The following is a 22,021-nucleotide window of genomic DNA, read 5'->3' as shown; positions in this document are numbered from 1 at the left end:
TGACATGAGATGGGCCTATAGCGAGCATTTCAGTTCACGTAACGGGGCAATCCGGAAGTCGGCTGGTTGCTTCGGGCAGCGGTGTCCAGTATCGGCCGGAGGGGTCGTTCCGCTGTTGTATCCTGTTTTATTTTCAACATGGCTGCTAAACTTATTTACAATCCCGGGACAAATCATGGGCGTGTTGATGTCCCCGCCGACAGTCCTCCTCATCGCTGCTGAGACTACTGCCGGAGAGCAGTTACGGGCGGCACTTGAACAGGCAGCAATCGACGCAACGGTCGAGACGACAGAGCCCGAGTGCGTCGATACGACACTGCTACGTACCGCGGTTGACTGCCTCGTCGTCCCGGTGACGTGTGGAGGGATGGCGGGCGGTCATCTGGCGGCGGCAGCCACCGGGCTCTACCCGAACCTCCCGGTGATCATGTACGGCAGTGAGGCGGACCGTGGTGACCACATTCGGACGGTCGACGGCGATCTTGGGTCGCCGGAACTGGCAGCCGCAGTCGGTGCAGCACTCGAAGACAGCGAGACGATGGCCGCCCGACCGGCTTCCCGGCCGGAGACGATTCTCGCCACGATGTTCGAACGGTACTCCGAGCACCTGTACGTGAAAGACGATGACCGGCACTATCTGTTGCTCAACGATTCGTCGTACGCCCCGCCGGAACTGCTCGGCCGGCGGGACGAAGACGGACTCCCCGCCGGGGCGACGTATCTGGATGCAGCACGCGGCGACGACCTGCAAGTCATCAACGACGGGGCCGACGTCCTCGACGTCCACGAGTTCTCGCCGTCGATGGGGAAACACCTCCAAACGTCGAAGATCCCCTGGTACGACGAGACCGACGAGCTAATCGGCCTCATCGGTATCACGCAGGATATCACCGACCAGAAAGAGCGCGAACGTCTCCTCAGACAACAGAACGAACGTCTCCGGAAGGTGGCGCTGCTGGCCGCACACGAACTCCGAAACGAACTCCAGGTGTCGACCGGCCATCTCTCGCAGGTCGAGGCCGACGACGAACACATCGACGCTGTGGAGCGTTCTATCGACCAGCTCTCCGGTATCGTCGACAAGGTCGTCTCGCTGGCGTCGAGCGACTCGCCAGCGTTCGAGCCCGAACAACAGTGGCTCTCGACGGTCGTCTGGGACGTGTGGAGTTCGCTATCGCTCGAAGCCGCATCGCTCGAAGTGACATCGGACAGGAGACTGCTGGCGGACGCGGAGTCGATGCGCCTGTTTCTCGAGATTCTGCTCTCGAACGCCGTCGAACACGGCGGCCCCGACGTCGCGATTCGCGTCGGTGCCACGTCTTCGGGCTTTTTCGTCGCGGACGACGGGCCTGGTGTCGACGTCTCGCCACCGGAGCGGGTGCTCGAAGCGGGGTACGCATCAGAGAAACAAAACAGCGGGTTCGGGCTCTACATCGCCAACCGGATCGCGAAAGAACACGGCTGGTCGCTGTCCGTCGATGACAGCGAGGCGGGCGGCGCGCGGTTTACCGTGACCGACGTGGAACGACCGGACTAGAGTTCGAACGTTTCGTCGCCGTCGAGGACGTGGACCTCGGCGTCGCTACCGGTGCCTTTGACCTCGTTCACGAAGTCTTGCGTTTCGATTTCGATTGGTGGGAACGTGTCGTAGTGCATCGGGAACGCGTGGTCGACGTCCAGCCAGTCGACGGCGACGGCGGCCTGCATCGGCCCCATCGTGAAGTGGTCGCCGACCGGCACCGCCGCAGCGTCCGGTTCGAGGAACGGCCCGATGACGTCGCGCATCTCCGTCATGAGACCGGTGTCGCCGGCGTGGTAGAACGTCGTCGACTCTGCGTCGCTGACCTGTGTCGGCTTCGTATCGGAGATGATGAACCCGCCCGGCATCCCGCCGCTCGCGCCGTAGCTGGTTTCCATGCCGTTCGTGTGGTCAGCCCGGTGCATCGTGACGAACGCGTCGCCGATTTCGACGGTGCCGCCGAGGTTCATCCCCATGCCACCGACGGCGTCGAAGTCACCGAAGTTGTCCTCGCAGTACTCGACGATTTCCGGCGTGGCCACGAGCCCACAGCCTTCATACCGGTCCACGTCGCCGATGTGGTCGGCGTGGCCGTGGGTCAGCAACACGTAGTCCGGGTCCAGTTCCTCGGGGTCCGTGTCCGTCTTGGGGTTATCGAAGAACGGGTCGATGAGCAATTCGGTGTCGTCGACTGTTACGTGCCACGTCGAATGGCCGTACCATGTGAGTTCCATGTCGGATGCACGCTACTCCCGGCGCATACTTAATAGTACACCGGGCCGGGTTAGGATTCGTCGTTTTCGTCCGGGCGGATTCGCGAGAGCCGCATCGCGTTCCCGGTCACGGCCGTCGTCATGCCGGCGTCGCCCGCGAGCACGGCGACCCAGATGGGGACGAGGCCGAACGGTACAGCGAGTGCAAGGCCGGCCTTGACCGCGAGACTGGCCCAGATGTTCTGGCGGATGACGCCGTTGGCGTCGTTGGCCAGTTCGTACAGGTACGGGAGCTTCGAGAGGTCGTCGCTCATGAGGGCGATATCAGCCGTTTCGAGGGCCGTGTCTGTTCCGGCGGCCCCCATCGCGACGCCGACGGTCGCGCTCGCCAGCGCCGGGGCGTCGTTGATACCGTCTCCGATCATCGCTACCCCCTCCTCGTACTCCTCGACGAGGCCGTCGATAGCGGCGACTTTCTCGTCCGGCAGGAGTTCCGCCCGGTAGTCGTCGACACCCACTTCCCGAGCGATAGCCCCAGCAGTGCGCTCGTTGTCGCCGGTGAGCATCACCGTCCGTTCGACGCCCAGGTCGCGGAGCCGGGAGACTGCGGCCTCCGCTTCCGGGCGCACCTCGTCGGCGACCGCGATGATCCCCTCGATCTCGTCGTCCGTGCCAACGATGACGACCGTCTTCCCCTCGGCCTGGAGTTCGGGAACAGTGTCTTCCAGCAAGTCTATGCAGTTGTTGCGCTCACAGAGCTGCTGGGCCGTTTTCGTGACGACACCGCCATCGGTAGTGGCGTGGACGTGTGAGAGATCGAAGCCGAGGTCGTCAAACAGCCCCGGCTTCCCGGCGTAGTGGGGCGTCCCGTCGATGTCCGCCCGGACGCCCTTGCCGGTGATGCTCTCGAAGTCGTCGACATCGGCGCTCTCCACGCCAGCGGTCCCCGCCTCAGCGACAATGGCCTCGCCGATGGGGTGTTCGCTGCGCTGTTCGAGCCCACGGGCGCACTGCAGGACTTCATCCTCGGTGTTCCCGTTCAGCGGGATCACGTCGGTGACGGTCAGTTCGCCTTTCGTCAGCGTGCCGGTCTTGTCGAAGGCCACCACGTCGACCGCGCCCATCGCTTCGAGGTGGTTGCCGCCCTTGATGAGCACGCCGTTCTTCGCGGCGCTGGTGATGCCCGAGACGACCGAAACGGGCGTCGAGATGACGAACGCGCAGGGACAGGCCAGCACAAGCAGGGTCAGGCCGTACACGACGGCGGTCGACCACGCCACGCCGAGCACGGCGGGGGTCGTCAGCGTCACGAGGACGGCGAAGGCGACGACGACTGGCGTGTAGTACGCCGAGAAGCGCTCGACGAACTGCTCGCGCTCGGTCTTGTTCGACTGGGCGTCCTCGACCATCTGGACGATGCGTGAGAGGGTATTGTCGCTGGCCGCCGCCGTGACCTGTACTTCCAGATACCCCTCCTCGTTGATTGTCCCGGCGTACACCTCGTCGCCCTCGGTCTTGTCGACTGGGACGCTCTCGCCGGTGATCGGAGCCTGGTTGACCGCGCTGGTCCCGTCGATGACCTCGCCGTCCATCGGTATCTTCTCGCCGGGCCTGATGACGACGACATCGCCGACCTGCACGTCGTCGACGGGCATCACCTGCTCCATGCCGTCACGTTTGACCGTCGCTTCGTCGGGCGAGAGGTCCATCAGTTCCGCCAGCGAGTTCCGCGCACGGTCCATCGAGTAGCGCTCCAGCAGTTCCGCGACGCTGAACAGGAACGCCAGCGTCGCGGCCTCGAAGTACAGCGCCTCGCCGAAGGCCAGACTGGCGGTGAGCGCGCCCAGGATGGCGATGGACATCAGCAGGTCGATGTCCAGGTTCCGGTTGCGCAGTGAGTAGTAGCCGCTACGCAGGATTTCCTGGCCGCCCGTCGCGACTGCGATGAGAAACAGAATGTCGGCGGCGTGCAGCGGCGACCCGAAGACGCTCCCGACCTGCGTGTTCGCGCCGGCCAGCAGGAACTCGAAGAGGAGGCCGACGGCGACGAACACGCCGCTGACCCACGTCTTCAGCGCCCGCGAACTGGTCCAGAGCGAGCCGTTTTCGTCCGTCTGCCCGGTCGCCGTGTCGTCCTCGCCTGTCGTCTCCGTGACCTCGTACCCGGCGCTCTCGATTGCCGCCACGAGGTCGCCCTCCGTCGTCGCGTTCCGGTCGTACGTGACGACGGCCGTCCCGGTAGTCGGACGCGTTTCGACGGCTCTGAGACCGTCAACCCTCCCCAGCGCGCTTTCGACCTTGCCGGCACAGGATGCACAGTCCATCTCCGGGACGCCGAACCGGAGCGTCTCGCCGCCGTCGTCTGCGACGCTGTAGCCCGCCGCCTCGACGCGCGCCGCTATCGCGTCCACGTCCGTCTCGGCCTCGTCGTACTCGACGGTGAGCCGACCCGTCGCTACCTGCGGGTCGACGGCCTCGATGCCCGCCAGTTCGCGGACGCTCGACTCTACCTTTCCCGCACAGGAGGGACAGTCCATCTCCGGGACGGACAGCTGTGCGATGTGGCTCCCATCGTGTGAGTCCGTTGCTGTCGGGTGATTATCGGTATTCGAGCAACTACATCCATCGCCATCCGAACAGCCGCCGGACTCCGTCATTACCGGTGCTAGGCTACCCGTTCTTATTAATTCAACTGCTAAAACCTGCGCTCTAAGTGGGATTGATTAATAAATGAATCCAGTTTTGTTATTAACCTAGCCGGCATCGGCCGCACTGTTGGCCGGCCTGGCTCAGACACTTCCCTCAGTCGAACGGCGTCGTCCGGGTCGGCTTTCCCTGTGCGTAGCGGATCCAGCGTCGCATATGTCGGCCGACCGCCCAGAACAGTACCACAGTCATCGCCAGTAGGGCCGACAGGAAGACGATTCCCAGCCGTATCGGCTCCTCGGTCGGGAGGCCGATGAGCAGTACGATTGTCCCGACGAGTGCCATCTCGACACCACATCGCAGACCGGGCAACACGAACCCCGGCGTCGGCGTTTTCGTTCCCGATGAATCCTCTGCCATGCCCCCCCGTATGCTATCGGGACGATTGTAGTTTGTGCCCGTCTTCGGGGCCGAACTGAAAGTCACGACACACCGCAATCGAGCACCCGGGTGCGGTAGAGAGACCCGACCGTGCCTTTTTCGCAGCCCAGGCCTACGCCCCAGTATGAAACAGTCTTTCACGCGCCGGGCGATGTTAGGGGCCCTCGGGACGGCCGTCGCGGCCACGGCTGGCTGTCAGAGCCCCGGGACCAGCAGCAATTCGGACGGTACCGCCCCCGACCCGTCGGGGTCGGCCGACGCGGTCGTGCAGTCCGACAGCGTCTACACCGACGTCTATCAAGAGGTCGCTGATGCCGTCGTCTCGATCAGGGTGTACGCCGAAGACTCGCGTGGTGGGCAGGGGAGCGGCTTCCTCATCGACGACGAACACATCGTCACAAACGAACACGTCGTCGCGGGCGGGGACGAGTACTACGTCCGCTTTGCCGACACCGGCTGGCGTTCCGCTTCCGTCGTCGGCGCGGACGTGTACAGCGACCTGGCGGTCCTCCGTATCGGCGCGACACCGGACGTGACACCTCTCTCGTTTGTGGAGACCGAGCCGACAGTCGGGACCGAAGTCGTCGCTATCGGGAACCCGTTTGGCCTCTCCGGCTCGGTGTCCGCGGGCATCGTCAGCGGCGTCGACCGCACGCTCCAGAGCGCGAACAACTTCTCCATCGCGGACGCGGTCCAGACCGACGCACCGGTCAACCCGGGGAACAGCGGCGGGCCGCTGGTCACGCTTGAGGGCGACGTGGTCGGTGTCATCAACTCCGGCGGCGGCGACAACGTCGCCTTTGCCATCTCGGCCCCGCTCGCCCAGCGTGTCGTGCCGTCGCTCATCCAGACCGGCGACTACGACCATCCGTACATGGGTGTTGGCCTCCAGAGCGTGTCGCCGCGGATCGCCGAGGCGAACAACTTAGACCCCGGGTCCGGGGTGTACATCACCCGTGTCGTCAGTGGTGGGCCAGCGGCGGGCGTCCTACAGGGAAGCGACGGGGAGACGACGATTTCGGGGACGGAGATTCCCACTGGCGGTGACGTGGTCAGACAGATGAACGACACGCCGACGCCGACGCGGCAGGCGCTTGGAAGCTTCCTCGCGCTAGAGACCAGCCCCGGCGAGACGGTCGACGTACTGATCGAGCGCGACGGGACACAGGAAACGGTCGAACTCACGCTCGGCTCGCGCCCGGAGCCGTAACGAGCGTCGGCGGCCGAATCTGCTGCTCCGACCGTGGTTACCGCGTCCGGAGCCCGCCCTGTTCGTTACGGCTGCCACCGGCCAGGACGTAGCTGACGGCGGCAGCGAGGGGCAGTGTCACCGGGAGCCCCGCGACGAGCAGGCTGATACCGAGGCCCCTATTGCCGAACACGTAGAGCGCAACGCCGGCCGCAGTGACCACGACGAAGTCCGCGATGGTCGCCAACGCGGCCAGTCGGAGGCGGGCCGCGCGGTCGGAGAGTTCGCCCGCCGCCGCTCGGTCGCGGTGCCACAGCAGGACGTAGCCGGCGAACAGTCCGGTCAGACCGGCCGACACGCCTACCGGGAGGCCGATGAGCAGTGAGAACTCTATCTGCGGTTCGAAGCCGGCGGTCACCGAGACGGTCGTGACGGCAAACGCAAGGACGCCGAGGAGCAGCGCGACGACGATGCGGACGTGCGTGTTCATACGTATCAACTGCACGACTGTCCACAAATAGTCCATCGCTGTCACAGAACAGAGTGTCGGGCGGTACTTCGCACAGCGGCCTGTTCCAGCCCATCGCGTCGGCTTATTCTAACGGTTCGGCGGCGTCCTGTTCGACCAGCGGGTCGGCGTTGTCGGCCGGCAGCGTCACCACGTCGTCCGTCGAGAGGTCGTACTCACGCTGGTCGACGCCGAATATCTCGCCCACGTCGTCCGTGATGCGGACCGTCCGTCGGTCCACGTCGGCGGTCCCAGCGGTGTCTGAACCGGCTGGTGACTGCGGTCCGCTGTCGGCGTGTGCCGGGTCCGCCGCCGGGCCGGGGTCGGACTCAACGCCGGGCTCGGCCGGAGGAACCGGCACGTCGTCACCGGCGGCCGGCACGTCTGCTTGGTCGGGCTGACTGTCGGCAGTGGGATTGCTGCCCGTATCCAGGTCGGGCGGCGGCGTCGGTGTGTCGGGTTCCTCCGCGGGCTCCGACTGGTCCCCGCCGCTGCCCATCATGTCAGCCGCGTTGACACCCGTGTTCGGCGTCGATGGCGGCTCGGGCGGGTCGGCCGTGTCGGCTGCCGGTTCGTTCGCCGTTTGGCGTGGCTCCGGGTCGGGGGCCTGTCGCTCGTCGGATTTCGGCTCGTCGCCGACCGCGCCGGTCGGGGCTTCCCCCGCGATGACGTCAAGGACGTGGCCCCGGTTGGACTCGATAGCCTCGACCATCGTCTCGAACAGGTCCCGCTCCTCGCGTGTGAGGCCGTCGTCCTCGGTCGGCATGTCCGCCGCGGCCAGCGACGCCATCTTCACGATCTTGCCGACGCGCCGTTCGTAGACGGCTTCGACGGTCTGTTCGGCAGTCTTAATATCGTCAGTCAGGCGGTTGACCTCGGGCGAGTCGAACGGGTCCTCGGCGCGCTCGGCCGCGCGGTCGCGCTCCGACCGAAGCTGTTGAATGAACTGCCCGGCGTCCTCGTAGAACGTCTCGCGCAGCTGCTGGAGCTGGTCGGTCTGGCGTTCCCGCGATTGGACGGACTGGAGTTCGTCTACGTTCATTCTTTCCCCTTCTCGGCGCGGCCACGGGCCATGAGAAACACGCCCACGTGCTCTGGTACAGTCTGATTACCCGCCTCCAGTGTAAAGCTATCGCCATCCAGTTCGACGAGGCCGCCGTCGGTCACCTCGACGGTGATGTCGTGGCCCCGGAACGTCTCCGGAACGGGGTCGACCAGCGGGTCGAACGCGTCGATATCCCCGCGGTCGATGCGCTGGACTTCCAGCCCGCTGCCGCCGTGCAGCGAGCCGGGCAGGCGAATGAGCCGGTTCGTGTCCGTCGTCACCGGTTCGTCTATCGGCGCGTTGTCCGCCGCGACAACTTCGTGCAGGAGAATCTTCGCCAGCTGGTAGAACGCGGGGTGGACGTCGATGTTGCCGGCTTCCAGCTGTTCGTAGTTCGACCGGGCCGCGTTCAGCGCCGCGGTCGCCTTCCCCTCGCCGATGCCGTCGTACTCCTGCAGTTGTTCGAGGGCGTCCGCCTCGTCCATCTCGAGCAGGTCGTCGACGACGGCAAGCATATGCCGGTGCGCGCGGGCGCTCCAGCCGCCCTCCGTCGAGAGCGTCCGCTTCTGTGCCGGACTGGACCGGCCGGCCGTGCCGGCGACGGACTCCTCGTCGACCAGTTCGTCGAACTCCAGGCCGATACCGCGGACGTAGTCGACGATCTCCCGGCGCGCGTCCCGTTCGAGGTGACGGATGCGCTCGTCGCGGACGTGGACGTGGTAGCCACGACCGCCGGAGAACACGACCGTCAGGTCTTCAAACCCGAAATCGTCCTCCAGAAAGTCGAGCAGCCTGAGTAGTGCGTCCTTGCACTTAGCGAGCATCTCGGCGTAGCTGTCCTCGCCAAGCACCACGGAGGGCAGGTGGTCGGCGTCGAGGTCGAACACGAGGTCCGAGGAGCGCCAGCCCTTGTCCGACATCGTCGAGGCGCTCGGTTCGTCGTAGCGGCCCGCGGAGAAGTAGACGTGGCGGGGCTTCCGGCGGCCGAGGAAGTCCTCGATCTCGCCGAGGTCCAGCAGCGAGCGATGGCGGACCATCGTCTCGCCGGGGCCGTCGGTCCAGGGAATGAACCCCCATTCACGTTCGTTCGCGGCCGGCGGCGGCGTTACGGACGCCTGTCGGTAGTGATCGCCGAACCGGCCACGGAGGTACGCGCGGGTCCGCTCTTCCATCGGCTACCTCGTTGGGGAGGTCCCTTGAAAAGCGTTCGCTTAGCTACGCAGGAACTTCGACAGTTTGTCCGTAATCGAGTCCTCGCCGAGCTTGAGGTAGTAGGCGTCGCCGCCGTCCTCGTAGTAGTTGTCGATGCGCCGCCGGATCTCGAAGCCGATGTGTTTGTAGAAGCCGATAGCCTCCCGATTCGTCGCCCGGGCGTGGCAGGTCACGCTGCCGTAGTCCTCGGCGACGCGGGCGACGAGTCGCTTGCCGAAGCCGTGGCCCCTGTACTCGTCGTCGACTGCGAGAAAGAGAATGTAGCCGTCGCGTCGAACCGCGGCGAAGCCGATGAGGCGGTCCTTGGACCGGTCGATGTAGAGATAGGTGGTCGACCGTCGGTAGGCGTCGCGAAAGAACCCCCGCCGCTGTCGCAGGACCCCGTCGGATTCGCGGATGTTTTCCTTGAGCCGCCACGCCGCGTCGACGTGTTCGTCGTCCCCGCGTTCGACGATCTGTGTCTCGATGTTGACGCTCACTGCCGTATAAGTAGTGGAGGCGTAGATATAATTCCACCGCCTACAGAGGTGGGCTGTCGAACCGGCAGGGAACGAACGAAGGATTAGGTAGCTAGCCCACGAATTGTCAGGCATGAAGACGCGTATCCCGAGTCTCGCCGGAACTGTCGCGCTCGTTCTCACTCTCTTTTCGCGACCCGCGGCGGCGCACGTCGACTACGTGACCGGGGGGCCGGGGGAGGCCCTCGACGCGGTGGCGTTTGCGATATCCGTGCTGTCGAACCCGGTGAACGCGGCCGTTTTCGTCATCTCGGGCGTGGCCGTGACCGTCGGACTCGCGACGTACCTCTGGGTTCGGCCGACGATTGCGGACATCGTCATCCTCCGGGACGTACTCGTCGGCTACGCGGACCTCGTCCCGTGGATGCTCCGACTCAGCGTGGGGCTGCCGCTCGTCGGCGCTGGCTTCCAGGGATACCTGTTCGCTCCCACAGTAACGTTTGACCCGACCACGAACCCGCTCGTCCGTGCCCTGTTTATCGGGCTGGGGTTCACACTCCTGTTCGGGCTCGCGACCCGTATCGTCACGACTATCGGGCTATTGACTTACGGGTGGGCACTGACCGTCGACCCGGGCGTCGTTCTCGCTATGGAGTACGTCCCGGCCTTTCTGGCACTGTTGATTCTGGGCGGTGGTCGCCCGAGCGCCGACCACATGCTCCAGCAGGTCGCCAGCACCGACGGGACCTACTACGGCCGTGTCGACCCGGTCCACTATCTCAAGGGCTTTCTCGACTCGGCGACGGCACCGTACCGCGAGTACGTCCCGGTCATCGTCCGGGTCGGCATGGGTGTGACGTTCATCTACCTCGGACTGTTCCAGAAACTCGCCGACCCCGGCCAGGCGCTCTTGGTCGTCGAAAAGTACGACCTCACCGCCGTCGTCCCCGTCGACCCCGGGATGTGGGTGCTCGGGGCCGGCCTGACCGAGATGCTGGTCGGTCTGGTCTTGATCTTCGGGTTCATGACTCGTGGGGCCGCGGCCGTCTCCTTTGTCCTGTTCACCACGACGCTGTTCGGCCTGCCTGACGACCCGGTACTCGCACACATCACGCTGTTCGGAATGGCCTCGGCGGTGTTTACGATGGGTGCCGGGCCGCTCTCCTTCGACGACTGGTTCGGTCGGCCAGCACAGAGCGACCGTGAGACCGTCGCTTCGGCGGACTGACTGGTCTACAGCAGTACCGCCGTCAGTTCGCGCCGTCCCACTGGTCTAGCTGGGTCCGGTTCCCGCTCGCGTTGTGGTATATCGTAATCGTGTCCCGGGCACCCACCCGCCGCTCGTAGGCGTTCCCGCTGCTTAACTGTGCGATATCGCCCCGGCCAATCATCGCGTCGGGCTCCCGGTTCGCCACCTGCGCCCAGGTGACCGTTCTGCTCGGCCCTTCGAATTCGACGTTCCCCGCCTCGAACTCGTCGCCGCGAGCGTGTGTGACGATGAGCAGTTCGTTGTCCTCGACGTAGTCGTAGCTGAAATTCGCCTGCGGGCCACCGCTGTCGTCGTCCTCGATGACGAGGACGTTCAGCCCGACGATAGCCGTCACGAGTAGTGTCAGTCCGATGAGTACGGCGACGCCGATGCCCTCTGTCATTCCGGCTGTGTCAGTGCTGAACCGTCCCATGACCGTCTATCACCCCTAATGTGAGACGGCGTTAAATGCTGTTCGACGGCGAGGGGAAGACACATATCGGTTCAACTCACAGCCACCGGTATGATAGACGAGACTGTCGAGGAGATCTCGGAGATGCAGACCCACAGTTCCTCCGTGGTCGCAGTCAAAGCCGCCCAGGCGCTCCGGGACCTGACTGACAGGGAGTACCCGACGGTCGAGGACTACCTCCGCTCGCTCGACCGGAACAGCAGCGCCCTCCGGCGGGCGAACCCCTCCCATGCCTCCCTCCATACCACTCAGCACAAAATCGTGACCACTGTCTCGGATGCGGACCCCGACGATGTGGCGACTGCCAAGGAACTGACTACCGAGGCTATCGACGACGTTGTCGAGTCGGTGGAGTCGTCGAAAGACCGCGCCGCTGCACGCGCCGTGTCGGAGATCGCTGACGACGACGTGCTGTTGACCCACGACTTCTCCTCGACGGTCCTTGCGGCCATCGACGACGCCATCGAGGCCGGCCACAGCTTCGAGGTGTACGTGACGGAGTCGCGACCACGCTTCCTCGGTCGAAAGATGACCCGCCACCTCTCTGACCGGGACGGCGTCGACATCACGCTCATCGTCGACAGCGCCGCCGGGCACTTCATGCCAGAGGTCGACCGCGTGCTCGTCGGCATGGACTGCATCGTCGACGACACGCTGTACAACCGCATCGGCACCTATCCGATTGCGACGGCGGCGGCGGACAACGACGTGCCGGTGACGGTCGTCGGGGCCGCCGCGAAGTACGTCGACGGGGCCTTCGCCTTCGAAAACGAGATCCGGTCACCATCTGAGGTACTCCGGGAACCCGCGGAGGGGTTCGAGGTCGCAAACCCGGCCTACGACGCCACGCCGACGCACCTGCTTGATACGGTCGTCACTGACGACGGAATCCACGAGTACTGATACTGTCGGCTGTAAGTCTGTGAAGAATTTCGCCACCCGGGGTGGCGAATATCTTAAAATAGTCACAGCCAACAGTATGAGGCGGACTACTGTTTTCCGCATCCGGCAAGACGAGTCCCCGGCAACGGAAATCGGGGTCGAAGGTTCTTGTTGCTGGCAGTGAAGAAGCCACGTATGGACGACACTGCCCTCCTCCGCCAGACGATCCGTCGGTGTACCGCCGTACTCGTTGCAACGCTCGCCACCCTTGGAGTGAGTCTGCAGAGTTCTTCAGAAGCGGGTTTCTTGCTCATACTGGCCGTCGTCTCAGTGGTGTATCTCGTCGTTGAGTTCATCAAAGTGAATCCGCCCGCTGAGAGTCTTGACGGCTCCTCGTCTACAGAGGATGAGGAGTAATTACGTAGTGGTCCTACCGCTGTTGGACGACGGTGTCACAGTCCGGACACCGGAGCTGTAGACTGTGTTCCGTTGCTTCGGCTGTCCAGTCGCCCGTCACTGCGCTCTCGTGGCCGCAGTTGGGGCAAAACAGCGATGTCTTGGACCGCGTCTGTGGCGGTGGGTCTGAGTCGACCGCGCTAGTCGTATAGATTTCGGTGGAGGTCATCAAGGAAAGGAACGCGCTGTACGCTGAAAAAGGTGTCGGCGAAATGTTTTATTGTTCACGCACAATGTGGAATTGATATAGTTTTAATCCATAGGAATATGGACGAACGTTCCAAATTTTAGCAATTACATATACATTCGGTCATCCGGCAGTAGGTCGGTATCGGCAGCGTCCAGCCGTTCTGCGAGCGCCTGGTAGTGGGCCTCGATGTTTGCGGCGAAGGCCTCCAGCGGACCGGTGTCGATCTGGATTGCATGGGTCTCTTTCAGCGCGGTGAGCAGTCTGATCGCGGCCGCGGCGTCGGGCGCTTGCGGATGCGTCGGCGTCGTGAACACGCCTGTCGGAAACGACTCATCGATACCTCGGGTGACAAGCTCCGCACTCAATCCGTCGAGGAACCCGTTCCCCATCGGTCTGATGGCGGTGTCGTCGAGATACGTTTCCTGGTACGCCGGCGTTGCGATGTAGAATGGGGCGTGGTCGTCCGGGCCGTGTGCGATGGGGACACCGGTGAGCATCGTCATGTTCGAAGCGTCCAGTTTTTGCCCAGCCGTCACGATTGCCTCAGCGAGCGACCCAGCCTGGGCCGGCGGCACGAACCGCTCACCGACTAAGACGGCAAACGATGCTGCTTCATCGACATACAGCCGCGTGTGATGTCTCGGCGTTCCGTTCTCGAATGGGGTGATGAACGGCGGTCCCGGCGTCCGCAGATGGCCGACTTCGCGCATCGAATGCTGGTCGGCGAGATAATCGACGGCTGTGAGGCCGGCCAGACCGTACTCCGAGACGCCGACTGCCAGCGTATCGACCGGTGGTCGGTCGTCCGAGAGGACCACCGAGATGTCATCGGAAGACATGTTTTTTCAGACGGGCCGCGCGGGGTAATACTGTCGGCTGTACGTCTGTGAAGAATTTCGCCACCTCGGGGTAGCGGATGTCTTGAAATAGTTACAGCTGACAGTATACGTAGTTCGGGAGGGGAACCCTTTTCTCGGGGCGGTGTCGATTCCATGGCATGCGTTTTGGCCCTGTCTGGCCCTTGCAGACACCCACTCCGACACCGACCGAAACCGCGACCGAAGTGGCTACCGACATCGGTGGGCTGTTGCCCTTCGATATTCCGATGTGGGTGGTGAACATCGGGGAGTCCCTGATCGTCGTCGGGCTGGCAATCGTCGTTTCAAGGCTTCTCGTCCGCCTACTCGGGCGACGTGTCGCCCAGCAGTTCCGGCGGCCAAGTCTCACCCGAACGGCACTGCGCGGCATCCGTGCCAGTGTGTATATCTTCGCGTTGTTGACCATTCTGAACATCTACGGCTTGCGGCTAACGGATATCGGTCTGTCCGTCGCTATCTTCTCGGCCGTGGTTGGTGTCGTGCTCGCCCCGATCCTCGGCAGTTACATCTCCGGCATGTTCCTGCTGGCCGACCAGCCCTACGAGATCGGTGATATGATCGAACTCGCCGACACTGGCCAGCGAGGCTTCGTCGAGGACATCACGCTCAGACACACGAAGATGTTCACGCTCGACAATACGTTTCTCGTCATCCCCAACGGGGAGATCCGCCAGCGGGACGTTATCAATTACTCGGCGGAGGACTCACGGACACGGCTGTCACTCGACGTCCTAGTCACGTACGAGAGTGACATCGCCGCCGCGCGGACCCTCATCGAAGCGGCGGCTCGGGAAGTTGACAACGTTATCTCCGGCGGGCCGGACATCCGCGTCGGCGCGGCTCGATACCCCGCCTCGCCGACTGTGTACATCAACAACTTCGCCGACCACGGCGTGTTGCTGACGCTCCGGTACTGGGTGACTGAACCGTACAAACTGCTCGCCGCACGTTCGAGGGTCCAGACGAACGTCTGGCGACGGCTCGAAGACGCAAACGTCGAAATCGCCTACCCGCACTCGCACCTGTACTTCGACGACACCAGCGGGGAGATGAACGTCTCACTCAACGACGGACTGAGCGGACTGAACAACGGTGGCCGGAGCCACACGGCCACTGGTGACTCTCCCGTCCCGCCGCGTCAGGACCCCGACGACCTCGCCGACGAGTGACGGCTAGACGGGGTATCCGGCTCGACGGTGACGATTTCGCAGTCGAGTTCCTCGCGAAGGAACTGTTCGACATCGGGGTCGTCAACCAACCGACGGATCATCTGTCGCCAGCGACTCGCCTGTTTGCTCCCGATGACGACAATGTCGGCGTCCTGTGCGGCGACCTCATCGAGAATCGTCTCTTCGACGAGCATCCCCGACCGGACGACGTACCGCGTCCGCGGGACGTGGCCGAACGACTGCTCGACGGCACGTTTGAGTTCCGTCCGGTCGACCCGGTGGCTGTTCTGGTAGAGATTAACGTGTAAGACGGTGAGGTCCGCGTCCTCCTCGTCGGCGATCTGAATGGCCTCCGCAAGCGTGGCTCGGGAGTTCTCCGAGAGCGGGTATCTGACTGGGACGACGACCTGTGGCATCGGCGAGATGTACCGTGCCGAGGTTTAAATCGCTAGCGACGAGTGAGTCGCCCGTCGACGGTCGGGGCGATATCCGTCTGGCGGACGTAATCGGCCAGCGCCTCGTACTGCACGTCGGCGACGCTGACACGGTGGGACTCGGTCAGGACCGGGAACTCCCGCTCAGTGTAGTAGAGGTAGTTGCTCGTCGCGAGCGTGTACGTCTCGGCCTCGCGGACCGGGCGCCCGTCCACCCGCAGTCGCTCGATAGTCTGCGTGTCGTCGTTCCAGATCAGTTCGACGCCGCTGAGGTGGGCGTGCCACCAGTCCGGTTCTCCGAACTCGACCTGTCTCCCGCTGCCCTGTCGACACAGCGTCCGGAGTTCCGAACCCGTCAGTTCAGCGACTGTCAGGGGTTCCTCGAAGGGGACGACCGAGACCATATCGCCGACCGTCAGCGCCCCGTCCAACGGGACCGTGTCGTTTCGGAGACCGCCGCTGTTCTGGAGGCCCACGTCCGCGCCCGTCGCCCATTGGTACGCGTCCGCGACGAGGTTGCCGAGGCGGCACTCACCGCCGTAGGTCGTCGCCCTGCTCCGGTCCAGCGGTTCCTCGACGTGCCCGATAATCTCGTCGAGTCCCGCCACAGAGAGTCTGTCCTCGATAGCCTCCGCGACGCGGTCGTCGACGGGACCGTCGGCAGTCTCGCGGAACTGCGCAGTCGGTTCCGGCCCGCCGAGGTCGACCTCGACGACGGTCTTGCCGTTGGCTCCCGGTCTGGTGAGCAGCGTTCCGGCGACGCGGCCGATCCGGCGCTCGTGGACGTGCCCGCCGAGGATGACGTCCACGTCGCAGGTGCGGGCCAGTTCCTCGTCGGTCCGGCCTAGATGTGAGAGCACGACAATAACGTCGGCCCCGTCCGCTCGAAGCGCGGTGGCTGCCTCGGCGACGGCTTCGATAGGGTCCGTGAACGTCAGCGTCGTCGCCTGTGGATTGGCCGAGGCCGTGTCGGGGTCGGTCACGCCGACGAAGCCGAGCTGTTGCCCGTCGACGGTCCGACTCGCCCACGGCCGGGTCAATCGTCGGGCGAACCGCTCGCCGTCCTCTTCGGCGTTCGCAGTCAGCCACGTCTGGGGCGACCTGGCGATGATGTCCCGCGTCGCGTCGAGTCCGTGGTCGAAGTCGTGGTTGCCAAGCGTCTCGAACGCGGGTGTCAGCGCAGTGAAGAGGTCCAGCGACTGCTCGCCGTCGGTGACCAGCGACAGCACCCCCGGCCCGGTGTTGTCCCCGGTACCGACCACCAGCGCGTCCGGGCCGTCGGCGGCGGCCACTGTCCCCGCAAACCGCCCGATTCGTTCGGGTGTATCGTACGCTTTCTCCACGTCGGAGTAGTGGATGATCCGGGGACTCACACCCACAGTGCAGGGGAACCAGCCACTAATGGTTTCCGCAGTGATTTAGCCGCTGGCCCGTCATGCGTACGTATGGACGCACTCGAAGGTCCCGACGGCGAGACGCTGTACGTCGACAGGAGCGACGGCGACATCGGCACGAAAGGCGCGTTTCACGTCGTCTACCGCGACGCCGACCGCGAGCGGCGCTGGGGCTACTTCTGTAGCAACTGTGAGACGTTCAACAACGCGATGGACTCGATGGGCCGCATCCGCTGTAACGACTGCTCGAACCTCCGCAAGGCTGAGGAGTGGGACGCGGCCCACGAGTAACAGTCGGGTCCGGGTGACAGACCCGTGCTGTTCCGCGTTTTTCGACGGCTGTGTCGCCGGCCGAACTGTCAGCCACATAGCTAGTGGGAACGTTTATCAGATAGCCGGTGGTACTGACTCTCAGATGGGGGCCGTTACCACATCACTCGACGAGCAGGCCCGGTCGATATTCGACGACCTCGGATACACCGTGTCGCGCACTGGCACCGAACTGCGAGCGGAACGCGACTGGCGCGTCGTCACTGTCTCAGTGCTCGACTCGCAGGACCCGATACCCGAGAGCGGCGACTTGCGCTGTTTCGTCACACGAACGGGCGAGGCAACGCACCTCAGCCGCCGTCTCACTCGACGAGACGTATCCTATGACTGGGCTGTCATCGGTATTACCGAGGACGGTGACTACGAGGTGGTCCGTCACCCCGGCGACACAACAATGTCGGCTGACGCCAACACTTAGGGGGCTCTCCGTCCACCATCCGGCGTGCAAGTCGGTGTCATCAATCGAGCGCTCGAACAGCTAGTCACGAATGTCGTCGACGCGCTCCCGCGTCTCATAACTGGGTTCGTCTTTCTCGTAATCGCCGCAGTGGGCATCAAAGCCATCATGGTCGTCGTACGGGCGGTTCTGAAGCGGTCGCTGCCCGGCGAGTCACCCGTCTATCGACAGTTTCTCGGGGTCATCGTGCTCGTGTTCCTGTGGTTCGGCGTGGCGCTATCCTTCCTCTCTATCGTCGGCCTGACCGCCATCGCCGCGTCGCTGGGCACGGCGACCGGCTTCCTCGCGCTCGGCGTCTCCTACGCGCTCTCGGAGATGATCAAGGACGCCGTCGCTGGCGTCTACCTCCTCCGCGACCCCGACTTCAACCCAGGCGACACGATCACAGCCGGCGACACCACCGGTGAGGTGGCCGCCATCGAACTCCGGAAGACGCGGTTCCGGGTCGACGGCGATACTGTCGTCAGGGCTAACGCGGCCATCGAAGAACGCTGGACGAAAGTCGATTCCGAGGCCTGAGCGGGCCGAGGCCCGCGCTATCCCGTCACACATGGAGTTTAAGCGTATTGCCGTCGTACTCGGCGTATGTTCGTCGGGCACGCGCTGTTCGCGTTCGCCCTCGGAGGCCTCGCCGCGTGGTGGCTTGGACTCTCCCGCGAGCGTGCGGTCCAGTTGGGCGTCATCGCTGGCCTGTTCGCCGCGGTTCCCGACGTCGACATCGTCTACGCCCCCTTCGGGCTGCTCGTCGGAGCCGCCGAGAATCTGACGGCGGACGGCTTCTGGGAGACCGCGAACGTCGTCCACCGCGGGCCGACGCACTCGCTCCTGCTGGGGGCGGCACTCGCTGTCGCGGCCGGTCTCTGGGCGACCGAATCACGGCCCGCCCGAATTGCATCGCTGGCAATCGGCGTCGCAGCGACTGTTCTCACAGGCGTACTCAGCGGCCCCATCGCAGGACTCGTGATGCTCGTGTTCGTCCTGGCCGTGCTCGGTGTCGCCACGGTCGCACAGTCCCGCGATATCAGCCCCCGAACGGTGGCCGGGCTGGCCCTACTTGGACTGCTCACCCACCCGTTCGGTGACCTCTTCACTGGCGGCCCGCCCCCGTTCTTCTACCCCTTCGACGTGACCCTCGTCGCCGAGCGGGTGATACTCCACCCCGACCCGACCACGCACCTCCTGGCGGCGTTCGCTATCGAACTGGCGACGGTCTGGCTCGCCGTGTGGACCTACGTCCACCTCCGTGGATACACGCTGACCGAACTCGTCCGCCCCCGGGCAGCGCTGGGAATCGGCTACGGGGCGGCCGTCCTGTTCTTGCCCGCACCGACGCTCGAACGGTCGGCGCACTTCGTGTTCAGCGTCCTCGCACTGGGCGTCGTCGGAGCGCCGACCCGGCCGTTCAGTGACGGCGTCGACTGGCTGGAGACCGTCGTGACGGGGCTGGCGGCGGTGACCATCGCTGCGCTCGCGTATGCCATGGCGTATGGGGCTATCTGAACAGCCCACGCCGCCGGCATCGGTCGATAGGGTTTTCGAGTCGCGGCTCACCTGACACTATGAGCCGAGACGTAGCGCGGTTGCTCCGGGACAGGCGCGTCAACGCCCTCGCGGCGTGGTGCATCGTCGCCATGCTCGCCGCCGTTTCTGTGACGAGTGCTGTTCAGGCCGACGTGCTGTGGGCCGGGTTCGCGGCTGCCGTCGCGGCACTGGCGCTGTTTCCGCCGGTTCTATTGCGTAACCGGGACGCCATGCTCCCCTGGGAAATCCTCCTGCTGGCGGCACTGCCCGTCGTCGGTCGCCTGTTTGCGACGCTCTCGATGACCGGTAATCTCGCGACCTACCTCTCGGTCGCCGCCATCGCGCTCATCCTCGCCGTCGAACTCCAGCTCTTTACCCCCGTCCGGATGACGCCCCGGTTCGCCGTCGTCTTCGTCGCCATCACCACGATGGCCACCGCCGGCGTCTGGGCGGTCGTCCGCTGGGTGGCCGACCAGTTCTTCGGGACCACCTTCATCCTCGATCCGACGGTGTCAGAACACGTCATCGAGGAAGCGGTGATGTGGGAGTTCGTCGCGTCGACCATCGCCGGTATCGGCGCTGGCGTGGTTTTCGCGTACTACGTCCGACAGCAGGCCGGGACCAGTCGCGTCCCCGAGGAGGTCCAGCCGGACGTATGAAGGTCCGTGACCGCCTCCGAATCAGTCCGGCGACACAACAACTGCTCTCGCGAGCCCTGTCACTCGCACTCATCGGGCTCCTGGCGGTCGGTATCGAGCGGGGCAACGTCGGCATCATCGTCAATTCGGGCGTCGCAATCCTCGTCACACAACTCCCGGCGCTGCTGGAACGGGACTACGGCATCACGCTCGACCCCGCGCTGACGCTGTGGATTACGTCGGCGGCGTTCTTTCACGCACTCGGAACTGTCGGATTGCCTGGGTCCGAAGAGAACTTCTACGTCACCATCTGGTGGTGGGACCACTTCACCCACGCCCTCTCGTCGTCGGTCGTCGCCGCGGTCGGATACACGACGGTCCGTGCGCTCGACGAGCACACCGACGAGATATCGATTCCCTCGCGGTTCATGTTCGTGTTCCTCCTCCTGTTCGTGATGGCCTTCGGCGTGCTCTGGGAGGTCATCGAGTTCTCGATTACGCTCGCCGCGTCGGCGACCGGGAACGACACGATTCTGACACAGTTCGGTCTCAGCGACACGATGCTCGACCTCGTGTTCGACGCTATCGGTGCCATCATCGTGGCAATCTGGGGGACCGCACACCTCACCGGCGTGGTCGGTCACGTCGAGACGTTGCTCGACCGGCAGTCTCAGTGACCTGTCCGTACTTTTATGACATGGACGTGTGAATCAATCTCACGCATATGGTTTTCAAGAAAATCACGCTGATCGGGACCAGTTCGGAAAGCTTCGACAAAGCCGCTGACGACGCCATCGAACGCGCGGAGGCGACACTTGACAATCTCAAGTGGGTCGAGGTGGAGGAACTCGGCGTCGAGATCGCCGGCGTCGAGGGCCGCGAGTACCAGGCCGAAGTCGTCGTGGCGTTCGAACTCGAAGAGTAGCTACGTCCGGAAGGACTCGCCACAACCGCATTCGCTGACCACGTTCGGGTTCTGGACGTGGAACCCGGCCCCCTGCAGGCCGCCCTCGTAGTCCAGTACCGACCCCTCGATGTAGTCGATGCTGGCGTCGTCGACGAACACGCGGAGCCCGTTTCGCTCGAACACTTCGTCGTCTTCCTCAGGTGCGTGTTCGAATCGCATCCCGTAGGAGAGTCCGGCACAGCCGCCCTGCTGGACGTACAGGCGAAGCCCGGATTCTTCGACGTCCATTCCCTCGCTTTCGAGGAGGTCCAGTGCCTCGCCCGCTGCCTGCTCGGTGACGGCTACGTCCTCGCCTCCGAGGTTCGGATCGCCGTCGTCCGCTGTGCTGCTCATACACAAGTATCCACGCCCGAACGTGTTAACAGTGACGCCGGTGGAACGGCTCGGAGGGATACGTCCTGAGTTGACCTGCGAGAAAGTCCCAGGAACCGCTTTACTCCTCGAACCGTTTGCGGACGCTCTCGGCGTGGGCTTCCAGCCCTTCGGCTTCGGCGAGAGTCGTGATCGTGTCCGAAATATCGCTCAGCGAGTCCTCCGAGAGGCGCTGGACAGTCGTCGACCGGACGAACGTGTCTACGGCGAGACCGCCGGTGACCCGCGCGTTGCCGCCGGTCGGCAAGACGTGGTTCGTCCCGGTCGCGTAGTCGCCGGCTGCAACGGGGCTGTACGGGCCGAGGAACACGGACCCGGCGGAGGGAATCCGTTCGAGGAGCGATTCGTCGTCAGCGGCCTGAATCGAGAGGTGTTCGGCGGCGTACTCCTCGGCGAAGAGGACGGCTTCGCTCATCGAACGAGCGAGGAGGACGCCAGATGCGTCGTTGTCCAGTGCGGCGCGGATGACTGCCTCGCGCTCCCGGCCGTCAGCCTGCTCGTCAACGGCATCGACGACCTGCTCGGCGAGGTCCGCGTCGTCGGTGACGGCGACGACAGAGGCGTTCTCGTCGTGTTCGGCCTGTGCAACGAGGTCTGCCGCGACCAGTTTCGGGTCCGCGTCGCCGTCGGCGACGACCATAACTTCGGAGGGGCCGGCCAAGAAGTCGATTGCCACGTCGCCACGGACCTCGGCCTTCGCCGCTGTGACCCAGCGGTTGCCGGGGCCGACGACGATGTCCGTCGCGCTGACCGTCTCGGTCCCGTAGGCCAGCGCCGCGATGGCCTGTGCGCCGCCGACCTGGTAGACGGCGTCAGCGCCAGCGACGTGGATGGCGGCCAGCGTGACGGGGTTGACCTCCTCGGCTGGCGGGGTGGCGACG

The 22,021-nt window shown here is 64.5% G+C and carries 27 protein-coding genes; 13 read left to right on the top strand and 14 right to left on the bottom strand.

Annotated elements, in window-relative coordinates; all coding sequences use genetic code 11:
* Positions 1 to 187: 187 nt before the first annotated feature.
* Entirely contained in the window at positions 188 to 1,537 is a 1,350-nt protein-coding gene (locus tag GJ630_RS08040) for a PAS domain-containing sensor histidine kinase (protein WP_044952180.1), read from the top strand.
* Here GJ630_RS08040 and GJ630_RS08035 read toward each other — a convergent pair.
* The 3 genes from GJ630_RS08035 to GJ630_RS08025 form a co-directional block, all read right to left on the bottom strand.
* On the bottom strand, positions 1,534 to 2,253 hold the full coding sequence (locus tag GJ630_RS08035) for a metal-dependent hydrolase (RefSeq protein ID WP_014039946.1): 720 nt from the start codon (positions 2,251 to 2,253) through the stop codon (positions 1,534 to 1,536). The genes GJ630_RS08040 and GJ630_RS08035 overlap by 4 nt on opposite strands.
* A gap of 50 nt (positions 2,254 to 2,303) precedes the next feature.
* Entirely contained in the window at positions 2,304 to 4,889 is a 2,586-nt protein-coding gene (locus GJ630_RS08030) for a heavy metal translocating P-type ATPase (protein ID WP_191449669.1), read from the bottom strand.
* A 145-nt stretch (positions 4,890 to 5,034) separates the two neighbouring features.
* Positions 5,035 to 5,298, bottom strand: coding sequence for a hypothetical protein (locus GJ630_RS08025; RefSeq protein WP_014039944.1), 264 nt, complete (start codon positions 5,296 to 5,298; stop codon positions 5,035 to 5,037).
* 145 nt (positions 5,299 to 5,443) lie between these two features.
* On the opposite strand from GJ630_RS08025, the gene GJ630_RS08020 reads away from it, so the two are divergent.
* Positions 5,444 to 6,529 carry a S1C family serine protease gene (locus GJ630_RS08020; RefSeq protein ID WP_191449668.1) on the top strand — a complete coding sequence of 362 codons (1,086 nt, stop codon included), beginning with the start codon at positions 5,444 to 5,446 and terminating at the stop codon, positions 6,527 to 6,529.
* A 37-nt stretch (positions 6,530 to 6,566) separates the two neighbouring features.
* Here the strand turns inward: GJ630_RS08020 and GJ630_RS08015 are convergent, their stop codons facing one another.
* The 4 genes from GJ630_RS08015 to GJ630_RS08000 form a co-directional block, all read right to left on the bottom strand.
* Positions 6,567 to 6,998 carry a hypothetical protein gene (locus GJ630_RS08015; RefSeq protein ID WP_044951753.1) on the bottom strand — a complete coding sequence of 144 codons (432 nt, stop codon included), beginning with the start codon at positions 6,996 to 6,998 and terminating at the stop codon, positions 6,567 to 6,569.
* Between the two features lie 103 nt (positions 6,999 to 7,101).
* Positions 7,102 to 8,058, bottom strand: a complete 957-nt coding sequence (locus tag GJ630_RS08010) for a hypothetical protein (RefSeq protein WP_064288439.1) — start codon at positions 8,056 to 8,058, stop codon at positions 7,102 to 7,104.
* Positions 8,055 to 9,233, bottom strand: a complete 1,179-nt coding sequence (gene priS / locus GJ630_RS08005; RefSeq protein ID WP_191449667.1) for a DNA primase small subunit PriS — start codon at positions 9,231 to 9,233, stop codon at positions 8,055 to 8,057. The genes GJ630_RS08010 and priS overlap by 4 nt, the downstream gene beginning before the upstream one ends.
* A 39-nt stretch (positions 9,234 to 9,272) precedes the next feature.
* On the bottom strand, positions 9,273 to 9,752 hold the full coding sequence (locus GJ630_RS08000) for an N-acetyltransferase (RefSeq protein WP_008310038.1): 480 nt from the start codon (positions 9,750 to 9,752) through the stop codon (positions 9,273 to 9,275).
* Positions 9,753 to 9,864: 112 nt separating this feature from the next.
* Between GJ630_RS08000 and GJ630_RS07995 the strand changes: the two genes are divergently transcribed.
* Complete coding sequence (locus GJ630_RS07995) at positions 9,865 to 10,959, top strand: DoxX family protein (protein WP_050037777.1); 1,095 nt, start codon at positions 9,865 to 9,867, stop codon at positions 10,957 to 10,959.
* 22 nt (positions 10,960 to 10,981) lie between these two features.
* Here GJ630_RS07995 and GJ630_RS07990 read toward each other — a convergent pair whose 3' ends face one another.
* Entirely contained in the window at positions 10,982 to 11,413 is a 432-nt protein-coding gene (locus GJ630_RS07990; RefSeq protein ID WP_023843188.1) for a type IV pilin, read from the bottom strand.
* 90 nt (positions 11,414 to 11,503) lie between these two features.
* Here GJ630_RS07990 and GJ630_RS07985 point away from each other — a divergent pair, with 90 nt between their 5' ends.
* Together GJ630_RS07985 and GJ630_RS07980 are read left to right on the top strand one after the other, a co-directional pair.
* Complete coding sequence (locus GJ630_RS07985) at positions 11,504 to 12,355, top strand: translation initiation factor eIF-2B (protein WP_014039936.1); 852 nt, start codon at positions 11,504 to 11,506, stop codon at positions 12,353 to 12,355.
* 174 nt (positions 12,356 to 12,529) lie between these two features.
* Positions 12,530 to 12,751, top strand: coding sequence for a hypothetical protein (locus GJ630_RS07980; protein ID WP_014039935.1), 222 nt, complete (start codon positions 12,530 to 12,532; stop codon positions 12,749 to 12,751).
* A gap of 13 nt (positions 12,752 to 12,764) precedes the next feature.
* Here GJ630_RS07980 and GJ630_RS07975 read toward each other — a convergent pair whose 3' ends face one another.
* Positions 12,765 to 12,959: a hypothetical protein gene (locus GJ630_RS07975; protein WP_014039934.1), complete on the bottom strand. Its 195-nt coding sequence runs from the start codon at positions 12,957 to 12,959 to the stop codon at positions 12,765 to 12,767.
* A 125-nt stretch (positions 12,960 to 13,084) separates the two neighbouring features.
* The gene (locus GJ630_RS07970; protein WP_064288436.1) at positions 13,085 to 13,819 is read right to left on the bottom strand and encodes a proteasome assembly chaperone family protein; all 735 of its coding nucleotides are present in this window, start codon (positions 13,817 to 13,819) and stop codon (positions 13,085 to 13,087) included.
* A gap of 158 nt (positions 13,820 to 13,977) precedes the next feature.
* Between GJ630_RS07970 and GJ630_RS07965 the strand changes: the two genes are divergently transcribed.
* Positions 13,978 to 15,027 carry a mechanosensitive ion channel family protein gene (locus GJ630_RS07965; protein WP_050037774.1) on the top strand — a complete coding sequence of 350 codons (1,050 nt, stop codon included), beginning with the start codon at positions 13,978 to 13,980 and terminating at the stop codon, positions 15,025 to 15,027.
* Here the strand turns inward: GJ630_RS07965 and GJ630_RS07960 are convergent.
* Entirely contained in the window at positions 14,997 to 15,443 is a 447-nt protein-coding gene (locus tag GJ630_RS07960) for a universal stress protein (protein ID WP_014039931.1), read from the bottom strand. The genes GJ630_RS07965 and GJ630_RS07960 overlap by 31 nt on opposite strands.
* Positions 15,444 to 15,475: 32 nt before the next feature.
* Positions 15,476 to 16,834: a bifunctional UDP-sugar hydrolase/5'-nucleotidase gene (locus tag GJ630_RS07955; RefSeq protein ID WP_371727201.1), complete on the bottom strand. Its 1,359-nt coding sequence runs from the start codon at positions 16,832 to 16,834 to the stop codon at positions 15,476 to 15,478.
* A 72-nt stretch (positions 16,835 to 16,906) separates the two neighbouring features.
* Here GJ630_RS07955 and GJ630_RS07950 point away from each other — a divergent pair, with 72 nt between their 5' ends.
* From GJ630_RS07950 to GJ630_RS07920, 7 genes are all read left to right on the top strand, one after another.
* Positions 16,907 to 17,146, top strand: coding sequence for a DUF5816 domain-containing protein (locus GJ630_RS07950; protein ID WP_014039929.1), 240 nt, complete (start codon positions 16,907 to 16,909; stop codon positions 17,144 to 17,146).
* A gap of 124 nt (positions 17,147 to 17,270) precedes the next feature.
* A complete protein-coding gene (locus tag GJ630_RS07945; RefSeq protein ID WP_050006866.1) occupies positions 17,271 to 17,603 on the top strand; it encodes a hypothetical protein in 333 nt (110 codons plus the stop codon).
* A 24-nt stretch (positions 17,604 to 17,627) separates the two neighbouring features.
* Positions 17,628 to 18,161, top strand: a complete 534-nt coding sequence (locus GJ630_RS07940) for a mechanosensitive ion channel domain-containing protein (protein ID WP_014039927.1) — start codon at positions 17,628 to 17,630, stop codon at positions 18,159 to 18,161.
* 66 nt (positions 18,162 to 18,227) lie between these two features.
* On the top strand, positions 18,228 to 19,142 hold the full coding sequence (locus GJ630_RS07935) for a metal-dependent hydrolase (protein ID WP_050037771.1): 915 nt from the start codon (positions 18,228 to 18,230) through the stop codon (positions 19,140 to 19,142).
* Positions 19,143 to 19,201: 59 nt separating this feature from the next.
* The gene (locus GJ630_RS07930; protein ID WP_064288432.1) at positions 19,202 to 19,822 is read left to right on the top strand and encodes a hypothetical protein; all 621 of its coding nucleotides are present in this window, start codon (positions 19,202 to 19,204) and stop codon (positions 19,820 to 19,822) included.
* Positions 19,819 to 20,478 (top strand): hypothetical protein, encoded by a 660-nt coding sequence (locus GJ630_RS07925; RefSeq protein WP_014039924.1) that lies wholly within the window; start codon positions 19,819 to 19,821, stop codon positions 20,476 to 20,478. The genes GJ630_RS07930 and GJ630_RS07925 overlap by 4 nt, the downstream gene beginning before the upstream one ends.
* Before the next feature lie 47 nt (positions 20,479 to 20,525).
* On the top strand, positions 20,526 to 20,726 hold the full coding sequence (locus GJ630_RS07920) for a dodecin (RefSeq protein WP_004593332.1): 201 nt from the start codon (positions 20,526 to 20,528) through the stop codon (positions 20,724 to 20,726).
* Here the strand turns inward: GJ630_RS07920 and GJ630_RS07915 are convergent, their stop codons facing one another.
* On the bottom strand, positions 20,727 to 21,101 hold the full coding sequence (locus tag GJ630_RS07915) for an iron-sulfur cluster assembly accessory protein (protein WP_004516609.1): 375 nt from the start codon (positions 21,099 to 21,101) through the stop codon (positions 20,727 to 20,729). It abuts the gene before it with no gap.
* Positions 21,102 to 21,201: 100 nt separating this feature from the next.
* Positions 21,202 to 22,021: histidinol dehydrogenase (gene hisD / locus GJ630_RS07910; RefSeq protein WP_191449666.1), on the bottom strand; the 820-nt coding region annotated here is incomplete at its 5' end.

This window comes from Haloarcula sp. CBA1122, assembly GCF_009741785.1.
GTDB classification, from domain to species: Archaea; Halobacteriota; Halobacteria; order Halobacteriales; family Haloarculaceae; genus Haloarcula; species Haloarcula hispanica.
The sequence above is the reverse complement of the archived record's forward strand: the minus strand, read 5'-3'. Positions and strand labels throughout refer to the sequence as shown.

Bases quoted from the DNA above. Each gene is read 5' to 3' on its own strand.
- GJ630_RS08040 (WP_044952180.1), top strand. From the start codon at position 188: ATGTCCCCGCCGACAGTCCTCCTCATCGCTGCTGAGACTACTGCCGGA.
- GJ630_RS08035 (WP_014039946.1), bottom strand. From the start codon at position 2,253: ATGGAACTCACATGGTACGGCCATTCGACGTGGCACGTAACAGTCGAC.
- GJ630_RS08030 (WP_191449669.1), bottom strand. From the start codon at position 4,889: ATGACGGAGTCCGGCGGCTGTTCGGATGGCGATGGATGTAGTTGCTCG.
- GJ630_RS08025 (WP_014039944.1), bottom strand. From the start codon at position 5,298: ATGGCAGAGGATTCATCGGGAACGAAAACGCCGACGCCGGGGTTCGTG.
- GJ630_RS08020 (WP_191449668.1), top strand. From the start codon at position 5,444: ATGAAACAGTCTTTCACGCGCCGGGCGATGTTAGGGGCCCTCGGGACG.
- GJ630_RS08015 (WP_044951753.1), bottom strand. From the start codon at position 6,998: ATGAACACGCACGTCCGCATCGTCGTCGCGCTGCTCCTCGGCGTCCTT.
- GJ630_RS08010 (WP_064288439.1), bottom strand. From the start codon at position 8,058: ATGAACGTAGACGAACTCCAGTCCGTCCAATCGCGGGAACGCCAGACC.
- priS (WP_191449667.1), bottom strand. From the start codon at position 9,233: ATGGAAGAGCGGACCCGCGCGTACCTCCGTGGCCGGTTCGGCGATCAC.
- GJ630_RS07995 (WP_050037777.1), top strand. From the start codon at position 9,865: ATGAAGACGCGTATCCCGAGTCTCGCCGGAACTGTCGCGCTCGTTCTC.
- GJ630_RS07990 (WP_023843188.1), bottom strand. From the start codon at position 11,413: ATGGGACGGTTCAGCACTGACACAGCCGGAATGACAGAGGGCATCGGC.
- GJ630_RS07985 (WP_014039936.1), top strand. From the start codon at position 11,504: ATGATAGACGAGACTGTCGAGGAGATCTCGGAGATGCAGACCCACAGT.
- GJ630_RS07980 (WP_014039935.1), top strand. From the start codon at position 12,530: ATGGACGACACTGCCCTCCTCCGCCAGACGATCCGTCGGTGTACCGCC.
- GJ630_RS07975 (WP_014039934.1), bottom strand. From the start codon at position 12,959: ATGACCTCCACCGAAATCTATACGACTAGCGCGGTCGACTCAGACCCA.
- GJ630_RS07970 (WP_064288436.1), bottom strand. From the start codon at position 13,819: ATGTCTTCCGATGACATCTCGGTGGTCCTCTCGGACGACCGACCACCG.
- GJ630_RS07965 (WP_050037774.1), top strand. From the start codon at position 13,978: ATGCGTTTTGGCCCTGTCTGGCCCTTGCAGACACCCACTCCGACACCG.
- GJ630_RS07960 (WP_014039931.1), bottom strand. From the start codon at position 15,443: ATGCCACAGGTCGTCGTCCCAGTCAGATACCCGCTCTCGGAGAACTCC.
- GJ630_RS07950 (WP_014039929.1), top strand. From the start codon at position 16,907: ATGGACGCACTCGAAGGTCCCGACGGCGAGACGCTGTACGTCGACAGG.
- GJ630_RS07945 (WP_050006866.1), top strand. From the start codon at position 17,271: ATGGGGGCCGTTACCACATCACTCGACGAGCAGGCCCGGTCGATATTC.
- GJ630_RS07935 (WP_050037771.1), top strand. From the start codon at position 18,228: ATGTTCGTCGGGCACGCGCTGTTCGCGTTCGCCCTCGGAGGCCTCGCC.
- GJ630_RS07930 (WP_064288432.1), top strand. From the start codon at position 19,202: ATGAGCCGAGACGTAGCGCGGTTGCTCCGGGACAGGCGCGTCAACGCC.
- GJ630_RS07925 (WP_014039924.1), top strand. From the start codon at position 19,819: ATGAAGGTCCGTGACCGCCTCCGAATCAGTCCGGCGACACAACAACTG.
- GJ630_RS07920 (WP_004593332.1), top strand. From the start codon at position 20,526: ATGGTTTTCAAGAAAATCACGCTGATCGGGACCAGTTCGGAAAGCTTC.
- GJ630_RS07915 (WP_004516609.1), bottom strand. From the start codon at position 21,101: ATGAGCAGCACAGCGGACGACGGCGATCCGAACCTCGGAGGCGAGGAC.